Below are 13,838 nucleotides of genomic sequence, written 5' to 3'. Positions count from 1 at the left end.
AGAACAGTGTTGTAGCCTCCCGAGGTACGATCGACCATTCCTTTAACTACACTCTTCGGTGTTATCATGGGTAGATGGGCGCCCAAGGAGGCAATGCAGGAACGGATCCTGGAGACAGCCGACCGACTATTTTATCGGAGGGGAATTCGCGCTGTAGGCGTTGACACCGTCGCTGCGGAGGTAGGGATCAGCAAGCGTACCTTGTACAACCATTATGCTTCCAAAGAGGCCCTCGTGCTCGCGTACCTTCGTCGTCGACTCCTGCCACCCATAGCGGAACGCGGAACGCCTTCGAAGTTAATCGCAGCGGCCTTTGATCGGCTTGGCCGGTCGATGACGCGAGCCGGGTTCCGCGGATGCGCGTTCATCAACGCCGTCGCGGAACTTGGAGAGCTTGGAGAGAATGCAGCTGAAGCCCGAAAAGTCGCGGTGTTGTTCAAGGAGCAACGTCGGGTCTGGTTCCGAAATCTCGCCGCCCAGGCAGGGGCGGCAGATCCAGATACGTTGGCCAGCCAGCTCTTGTTGCTCTGGGAGGGGGCAATTGTGTGGGCGCTAGTAAGGCGCAATGAGTTTGGCGCCCAGTCAGCGCGGAAGGCGGCATTGGTACTTCTCGCTGCAGCTTGCCCGGCTACGCGGCTGCGGAACGCTCGCAAGATGGACAAGGTCGCAGCGACATACCCGGAACCACCACCACGTCGTGGTGGCAGGCGGAGCAACGGCGCTCACCGTTGACGGCGACCGGTCCCGCTGTCGTCAGGGCGTGGTCGGTCGGTTGCTTCTGCGCCAGACTGACGTCTTTGGCCCTCGGTAACTTCGTCGAAGAGGATCCAGGCTGCAGATCGACGTCGGCATCAGAGATCGTGGCCGGGCGCTCGCACGGTGACATGCCTAGTACGGCCCGGCACATTGAAATGGCAGCCCCAGCGTAGCCGTTGTTCTTATGGATGATCATCTCTGCAATGACACCGTCGAGGACAATCATCAAACAACGTGCCTTGCCCGCGGGATCGAGGATGCCTTCAGCTCTGAGTTCGTCAGCCAGCCACGCCTCGAAGCGCCTTTTGTGCGCGGCAGCGACACGACGCGCGGGATGGCCAGGCAGGTTGGCGAGTTCCACGGCAACCCGCAGGAATCCACAGCCCCGCCATTTGGGGTCTGCGGCGGCCTTCGCTAGCTCTCCAAACATTCGCTCCAATCGTACAAGGACCGGGCCCGGAGCCATGCCGAGCCAAGTCCGGTAGCGCTGCATAGTCGGCACGTCTCGCTCTGCGAGGTAGGCGGCGATCAAGTCGTCCTTGCTGCGGAAATGATAGTATAGTGTCCGCTTGGTGATAGCAGCTTTCTCGGCGATACGGTCAACGCTAACTGACTTGACGCCTTCGCTGTAGAACAACTCGTCTGCTGCCTCGATGATGCGACGACGCGTCGCCGTGGTATCACGGCTCATATTGAACCCTCGCTAATTGGAATATCGCATTTGGCGCAACCACGCGGACATGCACGATAGACATGGCGGCAAGCGGACGTGGCAAGCACTGGCGTGAATATCGTTCGACATGCCTGCGACGACCGTGGCGGGTTTGCTTCTTGCTCGTCAGACCAGCCTAACGGCTTCATTGGCGTTGGGAGTCGACTACTCAGTATACTATCGGCTCCAAGACTCCCCGCTGGTACAGAGGGGAATTTAGCGAGTCTCTGTCCAAACAGACACTGGCCCGTGTAGCGATCGAGCTGGCCACAGCCAGCGGGCAATCGTGCATCGCTCGACGATGGTGACTTAAAGGCTGCTGCCGAGTGTGGTCTGCTGTCGGCAGGCCATGTAAACTGGCGCCTTCGTCGAATGACATGGCGGTGTATTCATTTAGCTTGCCCTGCCGATGATATTGCTTACCCCCGGTGGGTGTCGTTACAGCACTTGCTAGTCGCGGCGCCATGCAACCGCGGTTTGCCCATTTTGAACCACGCACGTGCTATCTTGCCATGCTCGATCTGATATATTGCGAGCACATCGATTTCACCTGCGCCCTCCGGGAAGGTTCGCGTAACCACCTCCTGATCGACTACGACATCGCCTACGGTCATTCGACCGATCAGCTTGCCATGCAAATTCAACTCGCCGAAACGCGCTTCGTGTCGCGCTTTGATCTCGGCTGTGCCGTTGGCAACTAATCTCGTGGGAAACTCATAGTACTGAGCATCATCCGCCCACCACCGCATGAACGCCTCGATATCGCGGGCGTTGTAGGCTTCAAGCTGCTTTTGCACGGGAAGCTCAATGCTCATATGTTGTTCCAATCGCAAGGTCAGGGTTGGATGCGCTGCACGCGAAGTGTCATCCCCATCAAGTAAGAAGTTCCTGGAGGCCACTTACAATGCTGCCGACCAGTTCGCGGGCACTTGTTCCTTGGACAAGGCCAGCGGCCTGTCCACACGACAGAGAAAGCAAGTCATCTCGGTCCTGTGAAACGGCTGCGCTGCGCATTGTGTTGATGAGCCATGCCTGGGCAGGATAAGGCAGAAGAGGTAAATCACCGGCCGCACACGCATCTGAAAGCCCGTTACGCACACTGCGAGCCAATCGTCCGCTGAACGCTTTTGTCAGGACCGTCTCCTTGACGGGGACACTCAATATCGCCTGGCGATGCGGCTGGGGCAGGTTGGCTTCAGCGCACGCAAGAAAGGCGGTGCCTATCTGTGCCCCTTGCGCTCCCAGCATGAGTGCGGCTGCGACACCCCGCGCATCGGCAATGCCGCCTGCAGCAATTACTGGAGCGGTAACGCTGTCGACCACTTGGGGAACCAGAGCCAGCGTACCGATCAGGGATTCCTCCGCGGGCCGCAGAAAGGAGCCACGGTGGCCGCCAGCCTCGAAACCCGAAGCCACGATCGCATCCACGCCGGCGCGATCTAGAATGATCGCCTCCGCGACGGTGGTGGCCGTGCCAATGGTTGCGATGCCGTGAGCCCGGCACTTATCTAGCACGTGCGTTGCAGGCACTCCAAAGACAAAGCTGAAGACTGGCGGCCGAACCTCCAGCAATGCCTCAATCTGCTGTTCGAAGGCCGGACCAGCGCACGAGCTTGGCACCCCCGGCGGCTCTATTCCCAGCAGGTCGTACCACCTGCCCATTCGCTCAATAGCTCGAGCGAGTTCGGCTGGCGAAGTATCAGATTGTGGACCGGGAACCCATAAGTTGATTGCGAACGCCTTACGGGTTCGCGCCCGAATAGTGTCAACAAGCTGAGCAATGGACGGGCCGTCAAGGTTGTTGGCTCCAAACGAGCCGAGGCCCCCAGCTTCGGATACAGAAACTAAAAGCTCAACGGTCGACAAACCTCCGCCGTATGGGCCTTGAATCAAAGGATACTGCATATCGAGCAGCGCGGTGAGCCTGTTCCGCCTCATGTCGGGCCGCTGCATGCCTGAATCATCCACCTTCACAAACTCTTATCCAACGTTACGGTCAGAGGCGGCAGGGAGGTTTGAGTCTACTCGTCGTATCGTTCGACAGATCGATCGCCTTTCTGTGCACGTCTGTGACACTTGGAGCGCGGTACTTAGTCCACGGAGCAAATCTCACAACTCTATACCGGATTTCTGAATCGCTGACCGGGCAGAAGCTCGTATGGCGGCAGCCAGCCTGGCGCGTTGGCGATCCGCTGAAGCCACGCCCAAGTGGCAGGATGAGATTGTGGAAGCTCGTAGCCTGTCTCCTCCGCTGGATAGGATAGATATGCGCACATCGAAATATCAGCGATACTCATGCCCACACCGAGTACGAAGTTGTGGCGCTCCAGTCGGCGCTCCGCGATCGCAAGAGCAGCGTCGACCCGGCTGCGCATGAAATTCAGAACGCTCGGATCGGGATTGCGTGTGAAGGCACGCATGAACCGATAGGTGGCAAGATAGCTGGTCAGCTTGTGATTGTCCCAAAACAGCCAGCGTAACAGCTCGTAGTGCTGTTCCTTACTGGCGGCGCCGAATTGACCGAACCGCTCCGACAGACGTAACAAGATCGGTGCTGTTTGCGTGAGGCGGCTGGTTCCATGTTCGAGTACCGGTACTTCGCCCATTTCATTGACGGCCTCTCGCCAAGATGGCTTTCGGGTCTCACCGCCGAGGAAGTCTACCCAAACGAGCTCGAAAGGTTTGCCACACAGCCTCAACATGAGCGCCAGCTTGTAGCTGTTTCCGGATTCGGGGAAGTAATGAAGCCGAAACTTGTCCATTGTCTGCTAAACCCAGACAGTCTCAACATGCTCCGCTGAACGTGGCGACAGGACGCCAGGGCGGTAGATCCGCTGGCAGTCGTTCAGTGGGCAACGACGGCAAGTGCTCATCCGCTGTTAGAATGCGCAATCCACTGGCCGGTATACGATTGCGTTCAGCATGAGCGGCGATCACTCTAGGAGATACCCGCGATCTGACGAAGCGGAGGTGATTGTCCAGCCAGCTGTCGGGTACGGCGTTGGCAGCACCGGGTTCGCCGCCCGAAGGTGGAAACATGCGATCCGTTGGGCGCGAAGCCAAGTTCGCGGCGAGCTGCACGCCTTCCATCATGTCGCCTCATCAAATCGTTCCGTGTGTTCGCCGGAGTGAGCCGCGAGTACGCCTTCGTCACTCCGCCTCTCGATCGCTCGTATCACTGCGACCATGTCCAGCTCACCGAAGCCCAGCGCCATCGCTTCTTGGTAGAGCGCGACGCAAACATCACTTAGCGGCGAAGCGATTCCGGCCGCGCGAGCAGCCTCGGTCACGAGCGCAATATTCTTCAAAGCATCAAAGATCGCTGCCTGTCGCGCGAAGTCGTGATCGCGGAGCTTCGCCCCTTTTCCTCGGGAGACATCGCTAGCCATCGGTCCTGCATCGAGAACAGAAACGAGTCGCGCGAGGTCGAGGCCGTTACGCTGTGCGAAATGCGTCGCCTCAGCGAGGCCAGTCACCAAGGTGATCAGAAAGATGTTGACGGCAAGCTTCATCAGAAGAGCGCCAGGAACGTCACCGCACTCCACACTCTGGCGGCACATCGGCGCGAGCAGCGGTCGAATTGCTTCGACATCCTCTTGTTGGCCGGCAAGCATCGCGACGAGCTGACCTGCCTCTGCCGGCTTTCGGGAACCGGAGACTGGCGCCTCGACATAGTGGCCGGCGGCCGCACGCACCTCTGCGGCTAACGCCTTGGAATAGCTCGGTGACACGGTGGACATATTGACCAGCGTGCGCCCGCTCACCCGCGGCGCGAAGATATCCTTGCCGCGCGCGAGGACGTCGTCGATGGCCGACTCGTCAGCGAGCATGAGGATGATAATTCCGCAGGCTTCGAAGAGCGCACCGAGATCCGGTGCTGCGCGGGCGCCGGACTGCACCAGCAGGTCGCATTTGGCCGGAGAGCGATTCCACACTGTGAGCTGCCTACCCGCCCTGACCAGGTTCAGCGCCATGGGTTCGCCCATCGTTCCGAGGCCGATGAACCCGACAGTGTTAGGGCTCGCGGTCATTGTCCCTCCGTCTGATCCAGCCTGAGCGCCGCAAAGGAGATGATGGGTGCATTGGTCTGGCCATTGGTTGCGCCATACAACTATATGAGCCTGCGCACTGAAGAGCAAGTTCGTTGGACCGGAGCTCATAGCTAGAACGACCACGCCGAGGTCTAACCTCCTAAAAGTTGCCTAACCCGCCGTCCGAATACCGTTCCGAATTCAAAGCCGCGGAGCGCAACCGCCTTGCTACACTTCGCCGCTTTCCATCGCTCGGCTCCTATTCGCCTCCGTCGGGATGCCGAGTGCCATGATCGTGACGCCTGCGAGCAGCAGAGCGGCAACGGCCGCATTGATATGGAGCGCGGTCAGATCCGCAGCCCGAGCGCTACCAACCGACCCGAACACCGCAACGCCGACTGCGCCGCCACATTGGCGCGCCGTGGTGAGTACGGCTGATGCCGTGCCTGACCAGTCCGGGCGCACGCTACCGAGAACGATTGCCATGGCTGCAGGTATCGCCACGCCCATCCCAGCCGGGATCAGCACCAGGCCGGGAATCATCGTCCAGAGGCCATCGTTCCAGACGAACAGTGAAGCATACCCAAGCCCCATGACGGAGCCGCCCGCCACGATAGAGCGGGACAGGCCCCAGCGGCGGATAACCGGTATGCTGACGAGATTGGATAGAATGAACGTTGCGGTCAGCGGCAGGAGGGCTAGGCCGGTGGTGAAGGCATCGAGCTTGCGGCCCTGCTGCAGATGCAGGCTGAGGCTGAACAGCATCCCGTAATAGGCAAGGTTCGAGATTGTCCCGAAGGTAACGGCACGCGCAAATCCCGCCGAACGGAACAGCGAGGGCGGCATCATGGGCTTGGCGCTATGGGTCTGAACGCGCAGGAAGGCCACGGCCGCGACGATCGCGAGCAGGAGAGCTGCGGTCGGACGTCCCTGATTGAAACCGCGGGCGCCGAATTGGACGACCGCCATGGTGAAAGCGGTGAGCGCGCCAGCAAGTAGCGCCTGGCCGGCATAATCGATGCCTCTTGGATGCTCCGACGCGGGTGTGGGTGGAACGCACTGCCTCACGCCGATCAAGCCGAGCGCGCAGCACGGTAGTGCGGCAAGGAAGACGAAGCGCCAAGTAGCTGTCGCGACAATAGCGCCGCCGAGCACTGGCCCTAGCGCCAAGCCGATGCAGCCGAGGGAGGTCCAGAGACCGATCGCCCAAGAGCGCAGGTCTCTGCCACCTCCGAAGATGTAATTGAGGAGAGACAGTGATGCCGGCACGGTGATTGCCGCGGCGATGCCTTGCATGAGGCGGGCGGCGATGAGGTACGGAATGGCCGGCGCGGCGGCACAACAGATCGATGCGAGCAAGGTGAGCTGAAGCCCGGCGAGATATGCGCGGCGTCCGCCGAGCCGGTCGGCTACTGCTCCTGCCGCCGGCATCGCCGCCGCGAACGAGACGGTGTAGGCGTCGACGATCCACTGCAGCCCGGCACTCGAGGCCTTGAGATCTGCTGCCATGGCAGGAACGGCCAGGTTGACGATGCCCACGTCGAGCTGGACGACGAAAAAGCCCAATGACAGGATCGCCAAAATATGCAGCCGGCTTTCGCGGCGCATGGACGCCGATTCGATCAAGCTCATAGTCAAATCCGATGAGAAGCTCTCGGGCCCGGCCCGAACGCAGGTCCGTGGGCGATCAGGCGAGAAGCGCGCTCGCCTCCTGCCAGAGCTCCTTGTAAAGGTCAGCGGCCGGCACAGGCCGGGCCAGCGCGGCTGATTGGCCAGCCCAGGCCTGGATGCGGTCAATGTCATTGGCTTTGGCTCCCGCGGCGCGCATTGCTGCCGTCAGGCCGCGCTGCACCGGATAAGGCGCCGGAACTGGGGCATCCGGCGCCGTTGCCGCCTTGACGAAACCAGTCGCGATGCTGCGCCCAGCCCGGCCGCTGAACACGCGGCTGACGATCGTGTCCTCCGGAAGTGTCCGGCTCAGGGCATCGGCCCATGCGGGCGCGATCTTTGCCTCCGGGCACCGGAGGAAGCCCGTGCCGATTTGCGCAGCGCTCGCGCCAAGCATCAAGGCCGCGGCGACGCCGCGGCCATCGGCGATGCCACCGGTCGCGACAACCGGCACCTTGACCGCGTCGACCACTGCGGGCAGCAGCGAGAACAGCCCAATCTGGGTGCGCTCAGCGGCTTCCGCATCGAAACAACCGCGATGGCCGCCAGCTTCCGACCCCTGGGCGACGATGACCTCGGCGCCGGCAGCCTCTGCGGCCTTTGCCTCGGTCACCGTAGAGATGTTGGCGAACCACGTGATCCCGCGGCTCTTCAGAGTCTGGACCATTTCCGGTGGATAAAGACCCATGACAGATGAGACGATCGGTGGCTTGGCCGCGAGCATCGCTTCGAACTGCGCCTTGAAATCGGGCGGGGTCGCGTCACCAGCTTCGGGCGGCACCGCAGGCCCCCACTGCTTCAAGAATTGCCTCACGGCCGCTTCCCGCGCTGCATCTCGGAGCGGGGCGGGATCTGGGATCCAGTTGTTGAGCTGATAAACGCCCGTGCTTTGCCGGCGTACTTCGTCGGCCCAATTCGTAATTTCCTCCGGCGTCATCAGCAGCACGCCGCAGGCGCCGAGGCCGCCGGCATTGGCAACGGCGATCGACAGTGATGGCGGGCAGGCGCCGGCCATCGGCGCTAGCAGGATTGGCGCCTTCAGGCCGAAGCGGTCGCAGAATGAGCGGGTGCGATCTAAGATGGCTTGCATGGACATTTCTCCCGGTCAGGCAGCTTCGAGGAACTGCTCGATGCGGGATGCGGCCCAAACGGGCGTCTCCAGCATCATGTAGTGACCCGCTTCTCGCGAGACCTGAACAGACAGGTTGGGAAAAAGAGGGCCGAAATTCTTGACGATCGTCGCTTCGCGATACGCCTCAATGTCGTGCTCACCGACCAAGACGCTCACGGGCGTCTGGAGCCCCGCCACCTCGTCGGCGAAGTCCGTGCCCGTGAACATTCGCAGGTAACCCATCATCGGCTCGGATTGACCGCCCGCCGCCATGAGGTCGAGTTTGCGCGCGACCCATGCAGAGCCGTACCGGTACCCCGTGCGCGCCCCTACGGCAGCGGCTGCCGCTGCTCGGTTTTCCACAATCGCGGCCATGCTCCGGAAGCCTGCTTCATCGGTCTTGAAGCCGGAGGCCGGTACGGGCGAGATCAGCAGCAGACGGTTCACGCGATCCGGCGCGTCTGCAGCGACCCGCTGGGCGATCACGCCTGACATCGAATGGCCGACAAGACAGAAGCTCTCGAACCCTAACGCGTCGGCGAGGCGCAGCACGTCCGCCGCCGCCTCAGCAGCTGAAAAGTCTCCCAGAAAATTACCGGACAGGCCGTAACCGCGCAGATCAGCGAATAGGTAGGTAAAGCGCCCCGCATCAACGTAGCTCAGCATCGGAAGATAGTTGTGATGCGCGGCGAGCCATTCGTGCAGCACAAGAACTGGTACAGATCCTTCGCCATACTTGTAGTGCCCCAGAATCATCAAATCGATATCAGCGGGGATAGCAGTTCCCATATTTCCAACATTGGACGCCATGGTTTGCTCCGAAACGCAGCACCGCTTGTGTGTAGCGTTGTTTGCCGGATCGGCGGGAGCGATTTGATCTGATTGCAACGATCTCTGCAGAAGATCGCCCCTACTCGGCGGACACAGGACCTCAACATCGATCCTCAGCGCCAACATGGGCAACCTCACGCCCTACGCGTGGCTCAACGGTGTCTAGCCCAAACGAATCACCGCTCTCCGCTTGAGCCCTCAGCGTTCGGCAGCGCTGAACCGGCCTGCACGGACAGCGTCGTTGCGAGAAAGGCGCGCAAGGCGCTGAACTCATAAATATCGTTCCTGCGGATAAAGAGAGTCTCGACCTCTCCTTCGCGCGGCGGCAATTTGTGCAGTTGAAGATTGCCGCGGCCATTTGCGCGTTCCAGCACGCTCCGGGGCAGCATCGTGAAGCCGAGCCCCGCTTCAACACAGCCGACAATTGCGTCGAGCGTGCCGAATTCCAGTCGGTCGAACTGCGAGACACCCTGCGCTTCTAACCAGGACTCTAGTCGCTCTCGATACGCACAGCCGGGTGCCTTGATCAGGATCTTGCAGCCGGGTGTGACCACTCCTTCCAAGGACTGCACTGTGGAGGCCGTCGCAACGACCAGCTCCTCGTGGAAAGCGACATTCCCCTTGATGTCGGGGTGCCGGATCGGCGCACAGACAAAGGCCCCGTCCAACTCATGGTTGAGAACCTGTTCGATCAGCGTACTGTTGGTGCCGATCCTGAGGCTCAGCTTCACCTCCGGGTATTTGCGTCCGAAAGCGGCGACGACGGAAGGCAGTCTCAACGAGGCGGTTGTCTCGAGCGAGCCAATAGCGAGCGGACCACTGGGCGAGTCGGTGTCCGTCACTGCTCGTTTGGCCTCGGCTAATGTCGAGGCCACCTTGACCGCGTAGGGTAGCAACTGCTGTCCGGCATGAGTCAGCGTCGCGCCCCGGCTGTGGCGGCGAAACAATGCGACGCCGAGTTCTTCCTCAAGGAAGCGGATTCGCGCGGTCACGTTGGACTGGACCGTGTTTAGCTCCTGCGCCGCCTTATGCATTCCGCCCAGGCGCGCCACGGCCTCGAAGATGCGTAGATCAGCGGCGTCCATGCAAATCAGCTTCCATACTTTCGTCAGGTATCTTGTGCGGGCCAATCATCATGAGCGGACGCGCCAGGGCAAACAGAGGTTTGTGATCGGGGCGATCTCGGGATGTGATCGCAGGTGCCTTACATGCACATTCCAATTGTCGCTTGCCCTCGCGCCAGCTTGGTAATATAGTTGTAGCACACAACTAATCGGCTGTCACGATGTCCGCGAGTCCAAAAACCATAGAGCGCTTACGAGACGCCTCCCGTCAGCTCGTTCGTGAACTCGGTTTCATGAGGAGCTCTCTCGCTGGTACCGATCTGCCGCCATCGGCTGTTCATGCACTCATCGAGATCGACGGCCGGGAAGGAATTACCGCCAAGGAACTCGCCGAACGGCTGCGCCTCGAGAAATCGAGCGTGAGTCGCATGCTCCGCAAACTGATCGAGGCGGGCGAGGTCGCCGAGGAGCAGGGAGAGCAGGACGGAAGAACCAAATCGCTCGTGCTGACGTACAGCGGGCGAAAACTGGTAGGGAAAATCCACTCCTTTGCGCGAGCTCAGGTCAAGGACGCCTTGGAACGGCTGCAGCCTGAGGAGCATCGGATCGTTGTCGATGGAATCAGTCTCTACGCCCACGCATTAGGTGCGGAGGCGCCGGCCAAGCATGATGACGATGTTCGTATTGAACGCGGGTACAGGACCGGGCTTATCGCCCGGACCACAGAGATGCACGCGCGCTACTATGCGCGGGCGGCCGGCTTCGGCCAGTCGTTCGAGTCCGTGGTCGCCAGCGGCCTTGCCGAATTTTGCGGGCGACTGGACAACCCGCGCAACGCAATCTGGACGGCGATGCAGGACCAATCGCTCGTGGGCGCCGTTGCGATCGATGGCGAAGATCTAGACCCTGGGGTCGCTCACTTACGCTGGTTCATTGTCGAAGACGGGCAGCGCGGCCGCGGCATCGGGAAGAAGCTGCTCTCCACGGCAATCGCCTTCTCGGAGGCCAGTGGCTTTTCAGAAATCGATCTTTGGACGTTCGCCGGTCTGGATGCCGCGCGTCATCTCTACGAGGCGCACGGCTTCGTCTGCGTCGAAGAGCGGCCGGGAACCCAGTGGGGCGCTCAGGTGAATGAGCAACGCTTTGTGAGGCGCGTGCAATGAATGCCCCCTCGCTCGTCGAACTTGCTGGAGCGCTTCCGGCGTACGCGCCAAGTGCGCGCCTTGCGGGGCGCATTTGCCTGGTGACGGGCGCGACGAGCGGTATTGGCCGAGCAGCCGCATTGCGCATGGCCAAGGAAAAAGCACAGGCAGTCGTCATCGCGGGACGGCGGCAGCCTCTGGGTGAAGCGCTGTCAAAGGAACTCCGTCAACTTGGCACTGAAAGCCTGTTCATCGCGACCGACGTCTCTCGGGATGCAGAGATTGAGAAGCTGGTTGAAAAGACGGTGACGCGTTTCGGACGCCTAGATGCGATCTTCAACAATGCCGGCTTCCAGGAGAAGCGCGCACTGCTAGCGGAGCAGACCGACGACGTTTACGCCCAGGTCTTCGACACCAATGTCCGCGGCATGTTCAATGCGATGCGTCATGAAATCACCGCGTTACAGCGTTCCGGAGGTGGAGCGATCGTCAACAACGCGAGCGTCAGCGGCCTTCGCAATCCAAATCCTGGCCTTTCGCTTTACGGCGCTTCGAAGGCGGCTGTCATTTCGCTAACGCGAGCGGCCGCCATGGAATACGCCGGCCGTGGTATCCGAATCAACGCTGTCGCTCCAGGGCGTGTGGTCACCGATATGATGCTCGGATCCGCCATCGCGGACATGCGCCAAGTCGCGAAGGGATTGCCTTTGCGCCGAATGGGTCACCCCGAAGAAGTCGCGTCCGCCGTTGTCTGGCTACTATCCGACGAGGCCTCCTATATCGTCGGTCATGTGCTCTGTACGGATGGTGGCTTCCTAGCGGGTTGATGGTTTGACGACGAGGAAGGACCAACACCTACTGGCTTCCGAGCGTGCTAGAGAGACAGCAATGCCAACTTGTCTTTACCGGACCGAGCGGCCGGTGACACATCACTGGTCCGATCTTTACTGGCTGTTGGGCTGCGACAAGTCTTGGGTTTCACGGGGCGCCGTCTCAAGATCATATCCGCAACGTGACCCCGCTCCAATCTCCGATGCATAGGAATTCCCAATCGAGAGCGTTGCCGAAGGACGTAACTTCCGCCTTGGTCGGCCGACACCTGCTCGCGACTCCAGAATGGAACATCAGCCTTCGTTCCGTGTGGCACTCGATCGTTGCGGCGGAGCAACTGAGTTTTCATCGGGCGGCCTCCGTGCTCGGAACCGATCAGTCGGTGGTCAGTCGTAAGATCCGTGCATTGGAGGACCAACTCGGTGTTTCCTTATTCGAACGCAACCGAGCTGGCGTCCGTCTGACACGAGCTGGAAAAGAGTTTATCAATCAGGCGAAGTCGGCATTGAGCGATCTCGACTACGCCGTCAAATCGGCCCGGTGCGCCGGCAATGGCTCGCGCGGACAGCTTCGCATCGGCTTCTTTTGTTCGCTGGCCGCGGGCTTCCTTCGTCAGTTGCTGGTTGAGTTTGCGCGTGCGCATAAGACGGTTACTATCGACGTGAGCCATGGTGCTCCGCGCGATCATATCCAGCAGATACGCGATCGGGCCATGGACATCGCGTTCTTCACTGGGCATCCAGAGCTGCCAGATTGCGACGTCGAACTCTTGTGGCATGAGCGCGTATTCTGTGTTGTGCCAGAAGGCCACCCCCTTGGATCGGTTGAAGCGGTTGATTGGTCAAGACTTCGTAACGAGACATTTATTGTCAGTCACGACGAGCCGGGGCCCGAGATTCACGAGTATCTTATTATGCGATTAGCGACTGTCGGCTTTCATCCGAAAATTAGGCGCCTAGCCGTCTGCAGGGAGAGCCTAATTCATCTGGTAGCTATGGGCTTCGGCCTGACCCTGACCAGCGAGTCAACTATAGCTACGCCATTTCGGGGTGTCATGTTCAAGCCGATATGCGGGCAGACGGACGTTCTGCCTTGCGTCGGGGTGTGGTCACCTGCGAACGACAATCCAGCCTTGCGGCGCTTCGTAAGCTTGGCGCGGGCCTTAAAGACGGCGCGGGCAGCAGCGCGGCCGGAATGACGCGACAAACTCGAGCAACGAGAGATGATGACTGTGGCGTGGCGACGGCTCGCGTGTTCGACCCAAGATCAGCCTTGCGATGGCCTCAGCAAACATTCTGATGCGCTGACAGTCATGTGTGTGGACCAGATCAATCGCACCTATCCGAGAAACGTGGCGATGGATGGCAGGGCGAGGCCCTGAGCGGCTGGCTCGTCGATAAGGGATGAGTTCTCTGCGGGAATTTGCATGAAAGTTGTGCTTAGTCTGGAAGACGGCGATGGACTCCGTTGTGTGGACATCCTCGAAATTGGTGATGGCATTTTCGCTTTCAAGGAATACCGGAAAGACGTCGAAGATCCTAGTCGATGGTTTTTAGTGAACGATTACTCGAAAATGACGGTTTCCACGCGCGACCAAGCTGTGACCGCAGCATCCAAGACAGTCCCTTGGTTGAAGATGGGACCCGACGGCTCGGCAAAGTCCTGATATTGCCTTCTGGTTTTGTGCTCGAC

General features: G+C 60.3%; 14 protein-coding genes. 5 read left to right on the top strand and 9 right to left on the bottom strand.

The window, feature by feature from the left end; all coding sequences use genetic code 11:
• The first annotated feature begins 66 nt into the window (after positions 1-66).
• Positions 67-732, top strand: a complete 666-nt coding sequence (locus tag B5D62_RS09190; protein WP_336470154.1) for a TetR/AcrR family transcriptional regulator — start codon at positions 67-69, stop codon at positions 730-732.
• Here B5D62_RS09190 and B5D62_RS09185 read toward each other — a convergent pair.
• From B5D62_RS09185 to B5D62_RS09145, 9 genes are all read right to left on the bottom strand, one after another.
• Positions 629-1,447 (bottom strand): TetR/AcrR family transcriptional regulator, encoded by an 819-nt coding sequence (locus B5D62_RS09185; RefSeq protein ID WP_085933428.1) that lies wholly within the window; start codon positions 1,445-1,447, stop codon positions 629-631. The two genes, B5D62_RS09190 and B5D62_RS09185, sit on opposite strands and share 104 nt — an antisense overlap.
• Positions 1,448-1,887: 440 nt before the next feature.
• Positions 1,888-2,283, bottom strand: coding sequence for a nuclear transport factor 2 family protein (locus B5D62_RS09180; protein ID WP_085933427.1), 396 nt, complete (start codon positions 2,281-2,283; stop codon positions 1,888-1,890).
• A gap of 58 nt (positions 2,284-2,341) precedes the next feature.
• On the bottom strand, positions 2,342-3,421 hold the full coding sequence (locus B5D62_RS09175; protein WP_218190986.1) for an NAD(P)H-dependent flavin oxidoreductase: 1,080 nt from the start codon (positions 3,419-3,421) through the stop codon (positions 2,342-2,344).
• A gap of 164 nt (positions 3,422-3,585) precedes the next feature.
• Positions 3,586-4,230, bottom strand: coding sequence for a glutathione S-transferase family protein (locus tag B5D62_RS09170; RefSeq protein WP_085933426.1), 645 nt, complete (start codon positions 4,228-4,230; stop codon positions 3,586-3,588).
• A gap of 327 nt (positions 4,231-4,557) precedes the next feature.
• Positions 4,558-5,499, bottom strand: a complete 942-nt coding sequence (locus tag B5D62_RS09165) for an NAD(P)-dependent oxidoreductase (RefSeq protein ID WP_085933425.1) — start codon at positions 5,497-5,499, stop codon at positions 4,558-4,560.
• A 228-nt stretch (positions 5,500-5,727) separates the two neighbouring features.
• Positions 5,728-7,131: an MFS transporter gene (locus B5D62_RS09160; protein WP_170920843.1), complete on the bottom strand. Its 1,404-nt coding sequence runs from the start codon at positions 7,129-7,131 to the stop codon at positions 5,728-5,730.
• 55 nt (positions 7,132-7,186) lie between these two features.
• Positions 7,187-8,257, bottom strand: a complete 1,071-nt coding sequence (locus B5D62_RS09155; protein ID WP_269435086.1) for an NAD(P)H-dependent flavin oxidoreductase — start codon at positions 8,255-8,257, stop codon at positions 7,187-7,189.
• A 15-nt stretch (positions 8,258-8,272) separates the two neighbouring features.
• Positions 8,273-9,088 carry an alpha/beta fold hydrolase gene (locus tag B5D62_RS09150; RefSeq protein ID WP_170920842.1) on the bottom strand — a complete coding sequence of 272 codons (816 nt, stop codon included), beginning with the start codon at positions 9,086-9,088 and terminating at the stop codon, positions 8,273-8,275.
• A 197-nt stretch (positions 9,089-9,285) separates the two neighbouring features.
• The gene (locus B5D62_RS09145; protein ID WP_085933421.1) at positions 9,286-10,194 is read right to left on the bottom strand and encodes a LysR family transcriptional regulator; all 909 of its coding nucleotides are present in this window, start codon (positions 10,192-10,194) and stop codon (positions 9,286-9,288) included.
• Between the two features lie 200 nt (positions 10,195-10,394).
• On the opposite strand from B5D62_RS09145, the gene B5D62_RS09140 reads away from it, so the two are divergent.
• The 4 genes from B5D62_RS09140 to B5D62_RS09125 all read left to right on the top strand — a co-directional run bounded on the left by B5D62_RS09140 (position 10,395) and on the right by B5D62_RS09125 (position 13,812).
• Entirely contained in the window at positions 10,395-11,336 is a 942-nt protein-coding gene (locus B5D62_RS09140; protein ID WP_085933420.1) for a bifunctional helix-turn-helix transcriptional regulator/GNAT family N-acetyltransferase, read from the top strand.
• Entirely contained in the window at positions 11,333-12,142 is an 810-nt protein-coding gene (locus tag B5D62_RS09135; RefSeq protein WP_085933419.1) for an SDR family NAD(P)-dependent oxidoreductase, read from the top strand. The genes B5D62_RS09140 and B5D62_RS09135 overlap by 4 nt, the downstream gene beginning before the upstream one ends.
• A 233-nt stretch (positions 12,143-12,375) precedes the next feature.
• Positions 12,376-13,344, top strand: coding sequence for a LysR family transcriptional regulator (locus tag B5D62_RS09130; RefSeq protein WP_170920841.1), 969 nt, complete (start codon positions 12,376-12,378; stop codon positions 13,342-13,344).
• Positions 13,345-13,572: 228 nt separating this feature from the next.
• The gene (locus B5D62_RS09125) at positions 13,573-13,812 is read left to right on the top strand and encodes a hypothetical protein (RefSeq protein ID WP_085933417.1); all 240 of its coding nucleotides are present in this window, start codon (positions 13,573-13,575) and stop codon (positions 13,810-13,812) included.
• Positions 13,813-13,838: the final 26 nt, after the last annotated feature.

Source organism: Enhydrobacter aerosaccus (genome assembly GCF_900167455.1).
Classification (GTDB): Bacteria; Pseudomonadota; Alphaproteobacteria; order Reyranellales; family Reyranellaceae; genus Reyranella; species Reyranella aerosaccus.
Note: the sequence above shows the minus strand (reverse complement) of the source record. Positions and strands in the feature narration are given on the sequence as shown.